A 17,404-nucleotide genomic window follows, 5' to 3' on the forward strand; every position below is an offset into this window, starting at 1 on the left:
ATTCCACCTGGCCCGAGAAAGGACCTTCCGTGCGCATCATCCGCCTTCTTCTCACGGCACTCGCCGCGATCACCATGGCTCTACTGACACCGGCCGCCCCGGCCACTGCCGACACCAGCCGCAGCTTCCCGGGCTGCCCTGTGCTCCATGAGGGCGATCCGTCCGGGACTTGCGTCGAGCGGCTGCAGCACTCCCTCAACGCGGTCAACGACGGCTACGACCTAGACGCCGACGGACAGTTCGGCTCCGCAACCCGCATCGCCGTCCTGGACTTTCAGGGCCGCAACCACCTCGGGGCTGACGGCATCGTCGGCGCTTCCACCGCCGACGAGCTGGAACGCCAGGCGCTCCAGCGGGCGTCGGTCGACACGCCGTCCCCCGGCCCCGAGCTGACCCCGAGCGAGCGATGCCGACTCATCGGCCCAGGGTGGATCGTCCTCGGAGAGGACCGGTGCGTCCGCGACGGGGTCATCCCACTCGGACTCGACCCGCTGGAGTGCGCACGGGAAGAGGTTGCACTCAAGCAGTTCGAGGAGTCGCTCAAGATCGGCTACCCCATCGACGTGGCCAGACAGGCGGCAGAGGATGCAGTGAAAAAGCTCAGCACGGTGGCCACCGTCGTGAGCGTCTTCGACTGCATGTTCGTCGACATCGATCCGGAGACGCGACAGGCGTACGAGTCGGTGCCGATGCCCTGATCCGGCTCCACGCCCCGTTGCGGAAGGACCCGGTAGGGCAGTCCCCGTGACCATCGGCGCAGCCGTCAGAACGCCGAACCGACGTCTGACAACTCTTTCCCCTTGATCTATGCCGCCCGTCTCGGCGACGGGACCTGCCACATGCAGTACCGCACCAAGCCTCGTGTGCAGACATGACACGAGCCCACAACCTCTTCGAACGGAGATCGCCGTGGCGCGCAACAAATGGGTCAAATCGGACGGGCCTCTCACGTGGCTCTGGGCTCACAAGATCACATCATTGATGCTCGCCACGTTCATCCTGATGATGATTGGCCCCCTCATCGGTGAAGGCGTCTTCATGGCCGCAATCTTCATCCTGGGGGGTGCGTTCTGGCTCATTGCAACAATTAGGAGAGCCGCATACATGCGCGACAACCACCTGGGGTGAGCCCACGACGCAAGCGCTGCAGACACCATTCAGCATGGGGAGGACCCATGGACCCAGCGCTACCGCGCACTGCTGCTCGTCCCCACCTTCGGTGGGCCCGAGTTGGTGAAGCCACCGCGATGCGCCGCTCCCCCGTCCTGCCCGGCGGTCACTTGCGCGTCGAGCGCTCATTCCGACGCGTCGGAAACGGCCGGTCAGTCGGCGAACCGAGATTGACGCTGGCCACCGGACCGTGACTCTCCTCGCCGCCATCGCGACCGTACTGGAGGAGCACCTGAGAAGCACGTCCCCGCTTCTCCGGACGCCCTCCTGTTCGCCACCAGTTCCGGCGGCTACCTCGCCCGCAGCAACTGGAACGGGACCTTCCGCCGTGCCGCCGACGCCGTCGGCCTGCCGGCGGTCCGGCCCGCACGAGCTCCGCCACACCGGCGCCACCCTGGCCGCAGCCACCGGCGCGACCACCAAGGGAGCTGATGCGCCGGCTGGGCCACTCCTCCCCCGCCGCCGCCCTGCTCTACCAGCATGCCGCGGACGACCGCGATGCCGAGATCGCCCGTGCTCTCGACGCCATGCTGGGTGCGGCCAGTGAGTCATGGGACGACGATCCGGACCGGGACGACTAGCAGGCTCCCGGCGCGGTGGGTCACGCGTGGGTCATGCCGGACCGCTGGGTCACATGTGGGTCACGAGCCCTCGTCCGGAGGTCGGAATGAGCGGCTGACCAACGCAGACGGGGTCACGAGATCCTGCCTTCCAAGCTGGCCATGCGGGTTCGATTCCCGTCACCCGCTCTCCTCGACCGGCACCCCGGCGAACCGGAACAGGCCGTCCGTCCAGAGGCCGTTTCGTGCCGGACACGCCCGGTTACGGTCGTTCCGCAGAGGGGCCCTGGTTCGAACAGCGTGCCCAGGTCCTCTCCCGTTCCCCGGGCAGGTCGCCGGGACCGGGAGGCGACATCGTGGAAGCCAGCGAGCGGGTCACGTGGGAGGACTGCCCGATCTGCCGGCGGCCGGCGGCCGTCGGGTGGGTCGACGGGCAGGCCGTGGAGTTCGACTGCCCGGGCGGCTGCCGCCCGGGCCGGGCACAACTGGACGCCTTCGCCGCGCGGCGCGCCCGGCCGCCGGTGGTCTGGCTGACCCGCATCTAGCCGCGCCGGACGCCGCTCAGTCGGTGAACCCGCGGGTGAGCAGCACGACGGTGACGAACGTCCGGTAGAGGGCGACCGGGTCGTCGTCGGCGATCCGGACGTCGAGGGTCCCGGTGCGCTCGACCCCGACGACCCGGCAGGCCAGCTCGGCCAGGTCCGCGTTCCGGAAGGTGACCTCCAGCGTCGCCGGCAGCTCGATCGCCGGGAGGCCGGCGGCGGACAGGCCCCGCACGGCGGCGGCCGCCCGCTCGCGGATGAGCGCGCACGCCTCGGCCGGGTGCAGGCTCTCGGCCGCGAACCGGGTGACCGACCGCTTGACCACGGCGGCCTCGATCCCCGGGCACACCGCGCGTGCCTCCTCGGCCGTCGTCTCGTCGCCGGTGACCAGCACGACCGGCACGCCGTGGCCGAGGGCGACCAGCGCGTTGATGCCCGACTCCCCCACCTCGAGCCCGTTCAGGCGCACGCGGGCGACCGCCGCCGGGTTGTAGGTGTGCGACAGCACCGAGGCCGTCCCGGACATCGAGCCGTGGTAGCTGACGAGGAAGACGGCGTCGAAGGAGCCGTCCAGCCCCTCCATCATGTACATCGGCTTGTGCCGGCCGGCGAGGTAGCGGGCGTTGCCGAGCAGCTCGCCGGGCCGCAGGTTCTGCATCGTCGAGTGCGAGTCGTTGACGAGGAACTCGGTGGCGCCGGCGTCCATCGCGCCCGCGATCGCCGCGTTCACCTCGTCCTGCAGCATCCGCCGGTAGTGCTCGTACTCCCCACCCGGGCCGCGGCACTGCGCCCAGTCGACGACACCCGCGGTGCCCTCCATGTCCGACGACACGTAGATCTTCACGGGCCCCATCCTCGGCCGCGCCCTCCGGCGGCCTCGCACCGCGGCGGCACGGGGCCGCCGGAGGCGGTCAGTGGTGGGCGTGGACGACGGCGTGGCCGAGGCCGCGCCCCATCAGCCAGCGGTTGACCGGCAGGGTGACGACGAACGCCACCGCGAGGGCGGCGGCCAGGGACAGCCAGAAGAACGCCGAGCCGACGCCGGCCTCCATCGCACCCGGGACGCCGACCAGGACGGCGTTGTCGACCAGCTCCATCACCGCGATCGAGACGGTGTCGGCCGCCAGCGCCACCCGCAGCGCCCGGCGGAACGTCAGGCCCGCGCGCAGGACACCGCGCATCGTCAGGGCGTAGCCGAAGACGAAGGCCAGCGCGACGGCCAGGGCGACCGTGGCCCAGGTGGACAGGCCCAGGCTGGTCCCGATGACCATCCCGAGGACCTCGCCGATGGCACAGCCGGTGAGGCAGTGCAGCGTGGCCTGCACCGCCGCGGCCCAGGGAACGGCGTTCCTCCCGTGGCCCGCGTGCCGATCCGTGGTGGGCATCCGGTGGACGTGGTCGCTGTGCATGTCCCCTCCTCCGTCGGTGCCGCCATGTATACCCCCCGGGGGTACTGGGGGCAACCCCTCGACGCGCCGCCGCCTCCCGACCCGGGTGGGTGGGAGGCGGCGGTGGAGGCGGGCGGGAGGTCAGCCGGCGGCGGGCGCCGCGTCCGGGGTGAGCGGCAGGCCGAGCCGGGCGAACAGGTCGTTGTCGAGGTCGAGGAAGCTGGTGATGTGCCGGATCCGGCCGTCCTCGATCTCCAGGACGTGCAGCGCCCACGGGGTGTGGCCGCCGTCGTCCGTGGGGCGCCACTGCGCCACCGCCGGGCTGCCGTTGGCCTCGGTCAGCAGCAGCCGGGAGTTCCGGCAGCCGCTGCCCGGGCCGAGCATCCAGGTGCCGATGTCGGCGGCGCTGCCCAGCCACATCTCGAACGGCGGCATGTGCTGGGTGGCGTCCTCGTGCAGCAGGGCGACGAAGGCGTCGATGTCGTAGCGCTCGAAGGCGTCCAGGTAGCGGTCCAGCAGCTCGCGGTGGTCGGTGTCCAGCGGCCGCTCCTCCGGGGTGCCGCCCATGGCCGCCAGCGTGGCGCGGGCCCGCTGCAGGGCGCTGTTGACCGAGGCGACGGTGGTCTCGAGCAGGGCGGCGACCTCGTCGGCGTGCCAGCGCAGCACGTCGCGCAGCAGGAGGACGGCGCGCTGCCGCGGCGGCAGGTGCTGCAGCGCCGCCACGAAGGCCAGCCGCACCGACTCACGCGCCACCGCACGCTCGGCCGGGTCGCCGTCCTCGGGCAGGACCGCGCGGTCGAGGACCGGCTCGACCCAGGCATCGGCCGGCCGCTTGGCGGCCAGGGACGCCTCGACCGGCGACCACGGCGAGCCGGAGAGGTCCATGGGCAGGGCCCGGCGCTGCCGCCCGGAGAGCTGGTCGAGGCAGACGTTGGTGGCGATCCGGTACAGCCAGGAGCGCAGCGAGGAGCGGCCCTCGAACGAGCCGAAGCTCTTCCACGCCCGCACCAGCGTCTCCTGCACCGCGTCGTCGGCGTCGAAGGACGACCCCAACATCCGGTAGCAGTAGCCGGTCAGCTCCCGCCGGTGCTCGAGCAGTCGCGGGTCGAGCTCGTCGGACACCCCGGTCAGCACGCTGGTCACGCGGACCACCTCTCCTCGGTCGCCATCCCCGTCGACGGGCGGTAGTCCACCACGGAGGACCGACGGAACGGGAGTCCCCGGCGGGCTGACCGTCCCGGACGCCGACCGCCCCGCCCAAGGGCTCCGTCTGGGCGGTCGAGTGCGGGTGGGACGGGTGCGTCAGGGCGCCAGCGGCTCGCCGGTGCGGACCCGCCGCCAGTTCGCGACGGCGGACCGTGCGGGGTCGATGACGCCCTCGGACTGCGCCCGGTCGACGAGCGGCTGGCGGATCTCCTGCTGCTCCTCGTGGACGACCGGCGCGGTCGAGATGCCTGGGAAGCCGGCACCCGAGCGCCGGTAACCGTTCACCGGGGGACTACTGGTAGGTGACCAGCTGGGGTCGCGGGGAGACCTGGGCGATCGTCTCCTCGGGCGTGAGCATCGGCGAGTCCTCGTCGTAGAAGTTCTTCCAGCCCCAGGCCAGCCCCTCGGGGCCGATGCCGTGCAGCACCCGCCACGTGTCCTGCTTGCTCCCCTGCGGGCCCTGCCCGTCGGCGTGCACCATGACGGCGACCTCGTCGCGGGACAGGTCGACCTGCTCGCGGCCGGGGATCATGTCCACCCGGAACTGGTGCAGCACGAGCAGCTTCTGCGGCAGCCGGTTCTCGCGGGTGAGGTCGGCCAGCCAGGTCACCACCCGGTTCACCTCGTCGATGCCGACCGAGCCGATCTGCGTCAGGTGCACCTGGTTCGGCGCCAGCCGCCACTCGGGGTCCAGCGCCAGCCCGACGTGCGGCAGCTCCAGCAGCGGCCGGTACAGCTCGGCCTGGGTGACGAAGTCGGTGCGCCCGGGCTGCAGGTCCAGGACGACGTAGAGGCCGGCCTCCCCCGCGGCCTCCACCCACGGGCGGATCTGCTCCAGCGGCGCCTCGAAGGAGTAGTCGTTGCCGTCGGTCGGGAACTCCGAGGCGACCGTGGCGATGATCTCGAAGGCCGGGACGACGGTGGCGTCGGGGACCAGCGACTCGTAGGGCGCGGCGTGGTCGCGGGCCCGCTGGACGCTCGCCTGCACGTCCTGCTCGCCGAGCACGCCGAGCGCGCCGGTGCCCGGGTGGCCGTAGAGCGCCACCATGAAGTGCTGCGGGAACAGCGTCTGCCCGCCGCCGGGCAGCTGGGTGCCGGTCGCCGCGGTCTCCACCTTCCAGTCCAGGCCGTCCTCCGCGCCGAACCCCGCGCCCAGGGCGACGACGGTCTCCGCGCCGGACACCGCCTCGACCGCGTCGGCCGACCCCCGCGGGTCGGTCTGCCCGCCGGTCACCTGCACGCGCGCGCCGGCGGCCCGGGCGGTGGCGACGCCGGCCAGCGACCCCGGGTCGCCGTCGGCCAGGACGACGGTGCCCTCGAGCGGCTCGGCGCGGGTGACCGCGGGCAGCTCGCCGTCGGCCTCGCCCTCGGCCGCGGCGCCGTCCTCCTCGGGGCGCAGGGCCGCGGGTCGGTCGGGGTCGAGCGCCGCGACCGCGGCCGCCTCGCCGTCGGCCGGCACCGGGTCGGCGTCGGCGAGGTCGAGGCGTGTGGCGGCGGCGACCGCCTCGGCACCGGCCGGGACGCCGACGACGTCGGCGTCGCCGGGTGCGGTGTCGGCGCCCACGGCGAGGACCGTGCGCGCCCCCAGCCGGCCGATCTCCTCGGCGACGGCAGCGTCGGCGTCCTCACCCTCGGGGTCCAGCAGCAGCGGCACGCCCAGGCCGACCGCGGCCGAGGCGCCGAGCAGGGTCGCCGCCCGGTCGCCCTCGGGGGCGACGACGACCACGCCGGCCTCGTCGAACAGCGCGCGGCTGGCGCTGACGGCCGACGCCGCGGGCTCGGCGTCGGCGACGACGGTCAGCCGCTGGTCCGGTGCGGAGGTCGCGACCGGGGCGGTGCCGCCCCCGTCCTCCTCCGCGGCGGTGGACGCCGTGCAGCCGGCGGCCAGCAGGAGCGCGCTGAGCGCGACGGGTACCGACCTCGGGCGCACGGGCGACCTCCGTCCAGCCGGGCACGCGGCCGCGCGGGGGCACGGCGCCGTCGGCGCGCTCGGGATCGCGCCCGACACTAGCCAGGACGCTGGACACCGGCCCGCCGTGACCGGGAGCATCGCCGGCGACATGAGGAGCGCAGCGGGTGTCGGGCCAGCCCGACAGCGGATCGACCGGCTGACGGGATCGGCCGGGCGCCCCCGCGCCAGCAGGCTCGCTGCATGACCACCGACACCCTCGTGATGCCCTCCGCGACCGCCGCCCCACCGCACGCCGGCCTCCTGCGCCGGCTGCTCGTCGACTCCGGCTACGCGCTGCTGTCGCTGCCGGTCGGGATCGCCGCCTTCGTCGTCGCCGTGACCGGCGTCGCCGTCGGCGTCGGCACCGTGGTGGTCTGGGTCGGCCTCGCCGTCCTCGCGCTCACCCTGCTCGCCGCCCGCGGGTTCGCCGCGCTCGAGCGGGCGCAGCTGCCCGCGGTGCTCGGCCACCCGGTTCCCCGCCCGGCCTACCTGACCCCCGACGGCGGCCGGGTGCGCCGGCTGCTGACCCCGCTGCGCGACCCGCAGTCCTGGCTCGACGTGCTGCACGCCGTCGCCCGGTTCCCGCTCGCCGTCCTGGCCTTCGTCGTCACGGTCACGTTCTGGGCGCTCGCGCTCGGCGGGATCACCTACGGGCTGTGGGACTGGGCGCTGCCGCAGGAGGGCAACGAGGACCTGTTCGAGCTGCTCGGCTTCGACGGCGGCACCCCGCTGCGGATCGTCGGCTACACGGCGATCGGCCTGGTCGCCGCGGCCGTGCTCCCCTTCGCCGTCCGGGCGGTCGCGCTGCTGCAGGCGCAGCTCGGCCGGGTGCTGCTCACCTCCCGCGCCGCCACCCAGGCCGAGATCGGCCGGCTCTCCCGCGGCCGCGACGCCGCCGTCGCCGCCGAGGCGGTGGCGCTGCGCCGGCTGGAGCGCGACATCCACGACGGCCCGCAGCAGCACCTCGTCCGCCTGGGCATGGACCTCTCCCGCGCCCAGCGCCAGCTCGAGCGCGACCCCGCCGCCGCCCGCACGACGCTGGCCGAGGCCGGCGTCCTCGCCAAGGAGGCGCTGGAGGAGCTGCGGGCGCTGTCCCGCGGCATCGCCCCGCCGGTGCTCGCCGACCGCGGCCTCCCGGCGGCGCTGGCCGCGCTGGCCGCCCGCTCGCCGGTGCCGGTGGAGCTCGCCGTCGACCTGCCCGACGAGCGGCCGGCGCCGGTCACGGAGAACACCGCCTACTTCGTCGTCAGCGAGGCGCTGGCCAACGTGGCCAAGCACAGCGGGGCCGGCGTGTGCCGGGTCGAGGTGCGGCGGGCCGGCGACGTGCTGCGGGTCGTCGTCGAGGACGACGGCGAGGGCGGGGCGCTGCTGGTGCCCGGGCACGGCCTGGCCGGGCTCGCCGACCGGCTGCGCGCCGTCGACGGCGTGCTGGCCGTCGACAGCCCGCGCGGCGGCCCGACCCGGACCACCGCCGAGCTGCCGTGGGCCTGACCCCGGACGGCCGGCCGCTGCGGGTGGTGCTCGCCGAGGACTCGGTCCTGCTCCGCGAGGGGCTGGTCCGGCTGCTCGAGGAGGCGGGCACCACCGTGGTGGCCGCGGTCGGCGACGGCCCGTCGCTGGTGCGCGCCGTGGGCGAGCACCGGCCCGACGTGGCCGTCGTCGACGTGCGGATGCCGCCCACGCACACCGACGAGGGGCTGCGCGCTGCCGTCGAGGTGCGCCGGGCGGTGCCCGGGACGGCGGTGCTGGTGCTGTCGCAGTACGTCGAGGTGGCCTACGCCGACGAGCTGCTCGCCGACGGCCGCGGCGGCGCCGGCTACCTGCTCAAGGACCGGGTGACCGACCTCGACCAGCTGCTCTCCGCGCTCGCCGAGGTGGTGGCCGGCGGCACCGTGCTCGACCCGCAGGTGGTCGCCCAGCTGTTCGCCCGCCGCCGCGCCGACGACCCGGTGCGCCGGCTCACCCCGCGCGAGCGCGAGGCGCTCGGGCTGATCGCCGAGGGCCACTCCAACACCGCGATCGCCCGGCAGCTGGTGGTCACCCCGGGCGCGGTGGAGAAGCACACCCAGCGGATCTTCGCCAAGCTCGGCCTCGCGCCCGACGAGGACCGCAACAGCCGGGTGATGGCGACCCTGGCCTACCTCCGCGGCTGAACGCGGTCGCGGGCCGCCGTCCCCGCCCGGTAGACACCAGGGGTGACCGATCCCGCCGACCTCCGCCCCGTCACCGCCGAGGAGTGGCCCGCCTTCAGCCGGGCGATGCTCGAGGTCTTCGGCGACGACCCGATCGGCGACTTCACCGAGCGGGTCCCGCCGACGGCGGAGCTGGACCGGTCGCTGTCGCTGTGGGCCGGCGACGGGCGGGTCGCCGCCACCGGCGGCATCTACAGCCGGCAGGTGACCGTGCCCGGCGCCGTCGTCCCGTGCGCGGGCGTCACCTGGGTGACCGTCTCCCCCACCCACCGCCGCCGGGGCGTGCTGACCGCGATGATGCGCCGCCAGCTCACCGAGCTGCACGAGCAGCAGGGCGAGCCGCTGGCCGCGCTGTGGGCCTCCGAGGGCTCGATCTACGGCCGCTTCGGCTACGCGCCCGCGACGCAGCGCGGGAACCTGCGCGGCTCCACCCGCGACATGGCCTTCCGCCCCGGCGTCGACCTGGGCACCGGCACGGTGGCCCCGGCCGACCCCGAGGCGTGGCGGGCCGGCGCCGCGCGGGTGCACGAGGCGCTGCGCCGCTGGGTGCCCGGCACGTTCGAGCGCGACGGGCGCTGGTGGGAGCGCGCGCTGCGCGACCCGGCCGAGCGCCGCGGCGGCGCCGGCGCCCGCCGGTACGTGCTGCACACCGAGGCCGACGGCGAGGTCACCGGCTTCGCCGCGTTCCGCGTGCGCACCCGGTGGACCGACGACGGCCTGGCCGACGGCACGGTCCTCGTCGAGGACGTGCGGGCGCGGAGCACCCCCGGCTACGCGGCGCTGTGGCGGTACCTGCTCGACCTGGACCTCGTGCGGACCGTGGAGGCCGGCTACGCGCCCGCCGACGACCCGCTGCGCCACCTGCTCGCCGACCCGCGCGCGCTGCAGGCGCGCCCGCTGGACGGGCTGTGGCTGCGGCTGGTCGACGTCGGCCGGGCGCTGGCCGCGCGCCGCTACCCGGCGCCGATCGACATGGTCCTCGAGGTGCGCGACCGGTTCTGCCCGTGGAACGACGGCCGCTGGTGGCTGCGCGGGCACCCGGCCGGGGCGTTCTGCGCCCCCACCGACGGCGACCCCGACCTGGTCGTCGACGTCGAGGCGCTGGCCGCGGCCTACCTGGGCGGGGTCTCGCTGGGCACGCTGCAGGCGGCCGGCCGGGTCACCGAGGTGAGCCCGGGCGCGGTCACCCAGGCCGCGACGGCGTTCTCCTGGCCCGTGAGCCCGTTCTGCCCGGACCAGTTCTGATCGTCAGACCACGTCGCCGCGGGTGGGGAGGCCGCCGGCGGGGCGGTGCCGGTTCTGCTCGTAGTCGTGGATCAGCCCGATCCGGCGGACGTGCCGCTCGTCGTGGCTGAACGGCGTCCGGAGGAACTCGAGCACCAGCGCGGTGGCCTCCTCGATGGAGTGCTGGCGGGCGCCGATCGAGACGACGTTGGCGTCGTTGTGCTGCCGGGCGAGCTGGGCGGTCTGGGTGTTCCACACCAGCGCCGCGCGCACCCCGGGCACCTTGTTCGCCGCGATCTGCTCGCCGTTGCCCGAGCCGCCGATGACCACGCCGAGGCTGCCCGGCTCGGTGACCACGCGCTCGCCGACCTCGAAGCAGAACGGCGGGTAGTCGTCCTGCGGGTGGTACTCGAAGGCGCCGCAGTCGACCGGCTCGTGCCCGGCCTCGGTGAGCGCCTGCTTGAGGTGCTCCTTGAAGTCCAGCCCGGCGTGGTCGGTGCCGACGAAGACGCGCATGCGCCGAGTCTGTCAGGGTCGGGTGGTGGCGGTGCTCGGGGTGGACGGCTGGCGCGGGGCCTGGGTCGGCGCGCTGCTCGACGGCCGCACGGTGCGGTTGCTCCACCTCGACGACGCCGCGGCGGTCCTCGCGGTGCCGGACGTCGACGTCGTCGCCGTCGACATGCCCATCGGCCTGTCCGACGACGGTGTGCGGACCTGCGACGTCGCCGCGCGGGACGAGCTGCGCGGCCGCGGCGCCGCCGGCTCGGTGTTCCCCGCCCCCGTGCGCCCGGTCCTGGCCGCGCGGGACTACGCGCACGCCCGTGAGCTCTCGATCGCGGCGACCGGCGGGCGCTCGCTGTCGGCGCAGTCGTTCCGGCTGAGGCGCTCCATCCGCGACCTCGACGACGCCCTCGGCGACCCGTCTGACCCCCGCGTGCACGAGGTCCACCCCGAGCTGGCGTTCCGCGCCCTCGACGAGCGCGTGCGCGATCCGAAGGCGAGCGCCCGGGGCCAGGGTCAACGCCTGCGCGCACTCCAGCCGGTCATGGACGTCCTGGACGCGCTGTCCGAGGCGCCGGCAGGCATCCCGGCGGTCGACGCGCTCGACGCCTGCGCCGCCGCCTGGTCGGCCCGGCGGATCGCCGACGGCGCCGCGGAGTGCGTGGGCGACGGCTCGCTCGACGCCCGCGGCCGGCCGATGCGGATCTGCTGGTGACGTTCACCGAGGTCGCCGAGGGCGTCTTCGTCCGCCGGCACGGGTCGCTGGACCTCAACTGCGGGCTGGTCGTCGGCGACGGCGCCTGCCTCGTCGTCGACACCCGCTCCTCCCCCGCCGAGGCCGCCGACCTCGCCGCCGCCGTGCGCCGGGTGACCCCGCACCCGTGGACCGTGGTCAACACCCACGCCCACTACGACCACTGCTTCGGCAACGCCGCGTTCCGGCCGGCGACGGTGTGGGGCACGCGCGGCTGCGCCGCCGACCTGCTGGCGACCGGCGAGGCGCAGCGCGCGGCCCGGGTCGCGGAGCTGCTGGCGGCCGGGGACGACGAGGCCGCGGCGCAGGTGCGGCGGGCGCCGCTGGACCCGCCGGACGCGCTGATCGACGACGTCGCGGTGCTCGACGTGGGCGGCGTCGAGGTGGTGCTGCGCTTCCTCGGCCGCGGGCACACCGGGCACGACCTGGTCGTGGAGGTGGAGGACGGCACCGTCTTCGCCGGGGACCTGGTCGAGGAGGGCGCCCCGCCGGCGTTCGAGGACGCCTTCCCGGCCGAGTGGCCCGCGACGCTGGGCCGGCTGCACGCGCTGGCCCGCGGGCCGGTCGTCCCCGGCCACGGCGCGGTGGTGGACGCGGACTTCGTCGGCGCCCAGCGCGAGGAGCTGCTGGCGGTGCTGGCCGCCGTCCGCGCCGGCCGGCTGGACCGCGGCCCCTACGACCAGGCGGCGATGCGGGCCGCCGCCTCCCGCCTCACGTGAGGCGGCGCACCACCGGCAGCGGGAGCACGCGCAGCAGCGCCGACACCGGCCGCCACGGCCACTCGGGCACGTAGGCCCGCACCGGCTCCCGCTCGATCGCGGCGACGAGGGCGTCGACGCCGGTGTCGAGGTCGACGGTGAACGGGCCGCGGCGGCCGACGTTGATGTCGGTCTCGATGTAGCCGGGCAGCACCGTGGTGACCCGGATGCCGGTGCCGAGCAGGTCCGACCGGATGCCCTCGGCGAGCGCGTTGAGCGCGGCCTTGCTGGCGCCGTAGGCGGTGCGGGTGCCGCGCATCCCGCGGACCGAGGCGACCGAGCTGACGACGACGAGGTGGCCCGACCCCTGCGCGCGGAACAGCTCGACGGCGGCCTCGCACTGGGCGTGGGTGCCGAGGACGTTGGTGAACAGCGTCGCGCGGTTGGCCCAGCCGGCGCCGGTGCCCACCGACGCGCCCTTGCCGATGCCGGCGTTGGCGACGAACCGGTCGACGCCGCCCAGCTCCGCGGCCAGCGCCGGGACGCCCTCGGCCACGGCCGTCGCGTCGTCGACGTCGAGGGCCGCGGTGACCACCCGGATGCCGGGGTGCGCGGCGAGCAGCTCGTCGCGCAGCTCCTCCAGCAGGTGCTCGCGGCGGGCGGCCAGCGCGAGGTCCCGGCCGCGCGCGGCGAAGCGGCGGGCCATGCCCATGCCCAGCCCGGAGCTGGCGCCGGTGATCAGGATGCGCTGGCGGGTCGGTCGCGGCACGCCCGGCAGCATGCCAGCCGTGCACTTCTGCGGACCCGCCCGGTGCGGGTCCGCGGAAGTGCACGGGCGGGCTCAGCTGTTCTCCAGCTCCAGGGCGTCGGCCGGCACCGAGTCCATGTCCGGGCCCGACGTGCGGGTCCGCTTGAGCTCCCAGAAGTCCGGCAGGTTGGCCAGCAGCACGGCGCCGTCGAAGGCCCGCCCGGCGTCCTCGCCCGTGGGCACCCGGCTGATGACCGGGCCGAAGAACGCGACGCCGTCGATGTGCATGACCGGGGTGCCCACGTCGTCGCCGACCGGGTCCATGCCGGCGTGGTGGCTCTTCTCCAGCGCCTCGTCGTGGTCGGTGGAGGTCGCGGCCTCGGCCAGCTCGGCCGGCAGGCCGACGCGCTCGAGCGCGGGGGCGATCAGCTCGTCGAGCTCCCTGCCCTCGTGGTGCCGCAGCGTGCCCATGGCCGTGTAGAGGTCCCCGAGGACCTCGTCGCCGTGCTTCTCGGCGGCGGCGATCGCGACCCGCACCGGGCCCCACGCCTGCTCCATCATCTTCTGGTACTCCTCCGGCAGGTCGCGCCCGCGGTTGAGCACCGCCAGTGACATGACGTGCCAGTGCAGGTCGATGTCGCGCACCTTCGCCGCCTCCAGGACCCAGCGGCTGGTCAGCCAGGCCCAGGGACACAGCGGGTCGAACCAGAAGTCCACCCGGGCCCTGGTCGGGGCGCTCTGCACTGCCTCGGTCATCGATCGCTCTCCTCTGGTCCGTCGTCCTCGGGGCCGGGGTCGCACCTCCGGCCACTGCCCGCTGCCAAGTGCCCCGTCCGGCCGGTTGTTCCCGGTGCCCTGCGGGCGTGTCGGCCGTCCGTGGCAGGCTGCCGGGCGTGGCCGTACCCAACCTGACCCGCGACGACGCCGCCGCCCGCGCCCGCCTGCTCGACGTCGACAGCTACGACCTCCGCTTCGACCTCACCGACGGTGAGGGGCGACCGGGCAGCGGGACCTTCCGCTCGACGACGACGGTGCGGTTCACCTGCCGCGAGCCCGGCGCCGCCTCGTTCGTCGACCTGGTCGCCGAGACCGTCCGGTCCGCCACGCTCAACGGGGTCGAGCTCGACGTCTCCACCTACACCGAGGAGGGCGGCCTGCCGCTGCCCGACCTCGCCGCCGACAACACGCTCGTCGTCGACGCCGACTGCCGGTACTCCAACACCGGCGAGGGCCTGCACCGCTTCGAGGACCCCGAGGACGGGCACGTCTACCTCTACACGCACTTCGAGCCGGCCGAGGCCAAGCGCGTGTTCGCCTGCTTCGACCAGCCCGACCTCAAGGGCACCTACGAGGTGCACGTCGTCGCGCCGTTCGACTGGCAGGTGGTGTCCAACACCGGCGGCCGCACCATCGAGGCCGGGCCGGCGGGCTCGCAGCTGGTGCACTTCGAGCCGACCAAGCGGCTGTCGACCTACCTGGTCGCGCTGATCGCCGGCCCCTACGCGCGGGTGACCGACTGCTACGAGGACGTCCCGCTCGGGCTGTACTGCCGCGCGTCGCTGGCGAAGCACCTGGACCCGGAGGAGCTGTTCCGGGTCACCAAGCAGGGCTTCGAGTTCTTCCAGCGGGTGTTCGACTACCCGTACCCGTTCGACAAGTACGACCAGCTGTTCGTGCCGGAGTTCAACGCCGGCGCCATGGAGAACGCCGGCGCGGTCACCGTGCTGGAGGACTACGTCTTCCGGTCGCGGACCAGCCGGGCGCGCTACGAGCGGCGCGCCGAGACGGTGCTGCACGAGCTGGCGCACATGTGGTTCGGCGACCTCGTGACCATGCGCTGGTGGGACGACCTGTGGCTCAACGAGTCCTTCGCCACCTACATCTCCACGCTGTGCCAGGCCGAGGCCACCGAGTACACGACCGCCTGGACGACGTTCGCCAACACCGAGAAGGCCTGGGCCTACGCGCAGGACCAGCTGCCCTCCACCCACCCGATCGCCGCGGACATGGTCGACGTGGCCGCGGTCGAGGTGAACTTCGACGGGATCACCTACGCCAAGGGCGCCTCGGTGCTCAAGCAGCTGGTGGCCTACGTCGGCCGGGAGGAGTTCCTCGCCGGGATCCGCCGCTACTTCCGCACCCACGAGTACGGCAACACGACGCTGGCCGACCTGCTCGACCCGCTGTCGGAGGCCACCGGCCGCGACCTCACCGAGTGGTCGGCGCAGTGGCTGGAGACCAGCCAGGTCAACACCCTGCGCCCGGTGTACGAGCTCACCGACGACGGCCGCTACGCCTCGTTCGCCATCGAGCAGACCGCCGTCCCCGAGCACCCCGTGCTGCGCCGGCACCGGCTGGCCGTGGGCCTGTACGACCGCGGGCCGGACGGGCTGACCCGCACCACCCGGGTCGAGCTGGACGTCGACGGCGAGCGCACCGAGGTCGCCGAGCTGGCCGGGCACCCGGTGGCGGACCTGGTGCTGGTCAACGACGACGACCTCACCTACGCCAAGCTCCGCCTCGACGACCGCTCGCTGGCCACGCTGCGCGAGGCGATCGGCACGGTCCCGGACCCCCTCGCCCGCGCGCTGTGCTGGGCCGCCGCCTGGGACATGACCCGCGACGCCGAGCTGCCCGCCCGCGAGTGGGTGCAGCTGGTGCTGGCCGGCATCGACGCCGAGACCGAGATCAGCGTGGTGCAGTCGCTGCTGGCCCGGGTGCAGTCCGCGCTGACCTCGTACGCCGACCCGGCGTGGGCCGAGACCGGGTGGGCCGCGCTGGCGGACAAGGCGCTGCAGGCGCTGGAGTCGGCCGAGCCGGGCAGCGACGAGCAGCTGCAGTGGTCGCGCACCCTGGCCGCCGCGGCCCGCACCGAGGAGCACGCCGCGGTGCTGCGCGGGCTGCTCGACGGCTCCCGCACCGTCGAGGGCCTGACCGTCGACGCCGACGCCCGGTGGGCGTTCCTCAACGGCCTGGTGGCCATCGGCGCGGCCGGCGACGCCGAGATCGACGCCGAGGCCGAGCGGGACGCCACCGCCACCGGGATCCGGCGCGCGGCGACCGCGCGGGCGCTGCGCCCGACCGCGGAGGCCAAGGCCGAGGCGTGGCACCGGGCGTTCCACGACCCGGAGATCCCCAACGCCGTGCACGAGGCGCTGGTGGCGGGCTTCTGGCACCCGGCGCAGCGGGAGCTCACCGCGGAGTACGTGGACCGGTACTTCACCGAGTGCGGCCCGATGTGGGCGCGCCGGCCCGGCGAGATCGCGAAGAACGCCGTGCAGTACCTGTTCCCGTCGGTCGTCGAGGAGCGGACGCTGCAGGCCGCCGACAGGTGGCTCGGCCAGGAGGGGCACCCGGCGCCGCTGCGCCGGCTGGTCTCCGAGGGCCGCGACGGCATCGCCCGCGCGCTGCGCAACCGGGCGCGGGACGCCGCCGCCGGCGCCTGACCCGCTGGACGCGGGAGGCCCAGGACCCGCCGGGTCCTGGGCCTCTCGCGTCCACCAGGGGCGTCCGGCCCCCTGCAGGGTCCCGCCACGAGCTCGCGGGTGGGTGGGGGCAGGGGGTCCTTCGTCAGTGCGTGCGGGCGCCGCGGGGGTGGCCGGCCTGGTCGGACAGCTGCCGCAGGCCGTTGACGATCCCGCCGACGAGGTCGCCGGAGGCGAAGGAGTTCGTCATCGACAGCACCGCGAGCGCGCACGCCCGGTCGGGCAGCCGGCGGGCGGCCGAGGCGCCGGTGACGACCTCGATGACCCGCTGCCCGGGCGAGACGGCCAGCAGCACGGACTCGGCCGGGTCGCCGCCGCGGGCGTGCAGCTCCTCGGCGCGGATGCGGGTCTTGGGCCCGAGGTCGCCGATGTAGAGCGTGAACCGCAGGCCGGTCTCGCGCGAGGACATCGTCAGCGCCTCGTCGAGCCGCGCCAGCTCGCGGTAGCTGAAGATCGTGTCGTAGCCCTCGTCGGCCCGGTTGGGCGCGGTGTCGACCGTCCCGGTGTCGTGGGCGTCGGCGTCCAAGACGCGGGTCATCGCCGGCCTCCTGAGGCGGTCGCGAGGTGGATGGGTGTCACGAGGGCGGTCACCAGGTGCCGCGGGCGCCGCCGAGCGGGCCGCCGGCGGACGGGGCCGGCGCACCGGCGGAGACGGCGGTCGCGCCGTGCGAGCCGCCGGCGATCACGTGCGAGCCGGTGGTGGTCCCGGAGCCGCCGTGGCCGGACCCGGTGGACGCGGTCTCGCCGTACAGCGAGGACCCGACGGCCTGGGTGTCGCCCTGGCCGGCGGCGTGCGTCGGGGCGTCCTTCGGCTGCGGCTCGTACCAGACCGGCTCGTGCTCCCAGGGCTGACCCGGCTTGTACCGGACGCCCTGGCGCTTGCGCCCGCCCGGCAGGTAGGTCAGCGCCCACAGGAGGACGAACACCGCCAGCGGGGCCACGAGGAAGACGAGCAGGGTCTCGACGACGGTCACGCCCGGAATCT

General features: G+C 74.8%; 20 protein-coding genes. 10 read left to right on the forward strand and 10 right to left on the reverse strand.

The window, feature by feature from the left end; genetic code table 11:
• Positions 1–29 precede the first annotated feature (29 nt).
• The 4 genes from ACFO3M_RS01550 (at position 30) to ACFO3M_RS01565 (ending at position 2,275) form a co-directional block, all read left to right on the forward strand.
• Positions 30–698 carry a peptidoglycan-binding domain-containing protein gene (locus ACFO3M_RS01550; protein WP_387985453.1) on the forward strand — a complete coding sequence of 223 codons (669 nt, stop codon included), beginning with the start codon at positions 30–32 and terminating at the stop codon, positions 696–698.
• A 211-nt stretch (positions 699–909) separates the two neighbouring features.
• Complete coding sequence (locus ACFO3M_RS01555; RefSeq protein WP_387985456.1) at positions 910–1,128, forward strand: hypothetical protein; 219 nt, start codon at positions 910–912, stop codon at positions 1,126–1,128.
• Positions 1,129–1,601: 473 nt separating this feature from the next.
• Entirely contained in the window at positions 1,602–1,751 is a 150-nt protein-coding gene (locus ACFO3M_RS01560; RefSeq protein ID WP_387985458.1) for a hypothetical protein, read from the forward strand.
• A gap of 335 nt (positions 1,752–2,086) precedes the next feature.
• A complete protein-coding gene (locus ACFO3M_RS01565; protein WP_387985460.1) occupies positions 2,087–2,275 on the forward strand; it encodes a hypothetical protein in 189 nt (62 codons plus the stop codon).
• A gap of 16 nt (positions 2,276–2,291) precedes the next feature.
• Here the strand turns inward: ACFO3M_RS01565 and ACFO3M_RS01570 are convergent, their stop codons facing one another.
• From ACFO3M_RS01570 to ACFO3M_RS01590, 5 genes are all read right to left on the reverse strand, one after another.
• Entirely contained in the window at positions 2,292–3,116 is an 825-nt protein-coding gene (locus tag ACFO3M_RS01570; RefSeq protein ID WP_387985461.1) for a M55 family metallopeptidase, read from the reverse strand.
• Positions 3,117–3,183: 67 nt separating this feature from the next.
• Positions 3,184–3,681: a DUF4396 domain-containing protein gene (locus ACFO3M_RS01575; RefSeq protein ID WP_387985464.1), complete on the reverse strand. Its 498-nt coding sequence runs from the start codon at positions 3,679–3,681 to the stop codon at positions 3,184–3,186.
• 120 nt (positions 3,682–3,801) lie between these two features.
• Positions 3,802–4,803 carry a sigma-70 family RNA polymerase sigma factor gene (locus ACFO3M_RS01580; RefSeq protein ID WP_387985467.1) on the reverse strand — a complete coding sequence of 334 codons (1,002 nt, stop codon included), beginning with the start codon at positions 4,801–4,803 and terminating at the stop codon, positions 3,802–3,804.
• Between the two features lie 159 nt (positions 4,804–4,962).
• Positions 4,963–5,151, reverse strand: coding sequence for a hypothetical protein (locus tag ACFO3M_RS01585; RefSeq protein WP_387985470.1), 189 nt, complete (start codon positions 5,149–5,151; stop codon positions 4,963–4,965).
• Positions 5,152–5,158: 7 nt separating this feature from the next.
• Positions 5,159–6,796, reverse strand: a complete 1,638-nt coding sequence (locus ACFO3M_RS01590) for a hypothetical protein (protein WP_387985472.1) — start codon at positions 6,794–6,796, stop codon at positions 5,159–5,161.
• 222 nt (positions 6,797–7,018) lie between these two features.
• On the opposite strand from ACFO3M_RS01590, the gene ACFO3M_RS01595 reads away from it, so the two are divergent.
• Genes ACFO3M_RS01595 through ACFO3M_RS01605 form a run of 3 tightly spaced genes read left to right on the forward strand, consistent with a single transcriptional unit; the run spans position 7,019 to position 10,254 of the window.
• The gene (locus ACFO3M_RS01595; RefSeq protein ID WP_387985474.1) at positions 7,019–8,308 is read left to right on the forward strand and encodes a sensor histidine kinase; all 1,290 of its coding nucleotides are present in this window, start codon (positions 7,019–7,021) and stop codon (positions 8,306–8,308) included.
• On the forward strand, positions 8,299–8,970 hold the full coding sequence (locus tag ACFO3M_RS01600) for a response regulator (protein ID WP_458167100.1): 672 nt from the start codon (positions 8,299–8,301) through the stop codon (positions 8,968–8,970). Before ACFO3M_RS01595 ends, ACFO3M_RS01600 begins: the two co-directional genes overlap by 10 nt.
• Positions 8,971–9,012: 42 nt before the next feature.
• A complete protein-coding gene (locus ACFO3M_RS01605; protein ID WP_387985477.1) occupies positions 9,013–10,254 on the forward strand; it encodes a GNAT family N-acetyltransferase in 1,242 nt (413 codons plus the stop codon).
• 3 nt (positions 10,255–10,257) lie between these two features.
• Here ACFO3M_RS01605 and ACFO3M_RS01610 read toward each other — a convergent pair whose 3' ends face one another.
• Positions 10,258–10,749, reverse strand: coding sequence for a ribose-5-phosphate isomerase (locus ACFO3M_RS01610; protein WP_387985480.1), 492 nt, complete (start codon positions 10,747–10,749; stop codon positions 10,258–10,260).
• Here ACFO3M_RS01610 and ACFO3M_RS01615 point away from each other — a divergent pair.
• On the forward strand, positions 10,748–11,449 hold the full coding sequence (locus tag ACFO3M_RS01615; protein WP_387985482.1) for a DUF429 domain-containing protein: 702 nt from the start codon (positions 10,748–10,750) through the stop codon (positions 11,447–11,449). The two genes, ACFO3M_RS01610 and ACFO3M_RS01615, sit on opposite strands and share 2 nt — an antisense overlap.
• On the forward strand, positions 11,446–12,207 hold the full coding sequence (locus tag ACFO3M_RS01620) for an MBL fold metallo-hydrolase (RefSeq protein WP_387985485.1): 762 nt from the start codon (positions 11,446–11,448) through the stop codon (positions 12,205–12,207). Before ACFO3M_RS01615 ends, ACFO3M_RS01620 begins: the two co-directional genes overlap by 4 nt.
• Here the strand turns inward: ACFO3M_RS01620 and ACFO3M_RS01625 are convergent.
• A complete protein-coding gene (locus ACFO3M_RS01625; protein ID WP_387985487.1) occupies positions 12,200–12,955 on the reverse strand; it encodes an SDR family oxidoreductase in 756 nt (251 codons plus the stop codon). The two genes, ACFO3M_RS01620 and ACFO3M_RS01625, sit on opposite strands and share 8 nt — an antisense overlap.
• 72 nt (positions 12,956–13,027) lie before the next feature.
• Positions 13,028–13,690: a mycothiol-dependent nitroreductase Rv2466c family protein gene (locus ACFO3M_RS01630; RefSeq protein ID WP_387985490.1), complete on the reverse strand. Its 663-nt coding sequence runs from the start codon at positions 13,688–13,690 to the stop codon at positions 13,028–13,030.
• A 137-nt stretch (positions 13,691–13,827) separates the two neighbouring features.
• Between ACFO3M_RS01630 and pepN the strand changes: the two genes are divergently transcribed.
• Positions 13,828–16,380 carry an aminopeptidase N gene (gene pepN, locus ACFO3M_RS01635; protein ID WP_387985493.1) on the forward strand — a complete coding sequence of 851 codons (2,553 nt, stop codon included), beginning with the start codon at positions 13,828–13,830 and terminating at the stop codon, positions 16,378–16,380.
• A 124-nt stretch (positions 16,381–16,504) separates the two neighbouring features.
• Here pepN and ACFO3M_RS01640 read toward each other — a convergent pair whose 3' ends face one another.
• Both ACFO3M_RS01640 and ctaJ read right to left on the reverse strand, forming a co-directional pair.
• Positions 16,505–16,957, reverse strand: a complete 453-nt coding sequence (locus ACFO3M_RS01640; protein WP_387985495.1) for a DUF5130 family protein — start codon at positions 16,955–16,957, stop codon at positions 16,505–16,507.
• 49 nt (positions 16,958–17,006) lie between these two features.
• On the reverse strand, positions 17,007–17,393 hold the full coding sequence (gene ctaJ / locus ACFO3M_RS01645; protein ID WP_387985497.1) for an aa3-type cytochrome oxidase subunit CtaJ: 387 nt from the start codon (positions 17,391–17,393) through the stop codon (positions 17,007–17,009).
• Between the last annotated feature and the right edge of the window lie 11 nt (positions 17,394–17,404).

It is taken from the genome of Geodermatophilus arenarius (assembly GCF_042654585.1).
GTDB classification, from domain to species: Bacteria; Actinomycetota; Actinomycetes; order Mycobacteriales; family Geodermatophilaceae; genus Geodermatophilus; species Geodermatophilus arenarius.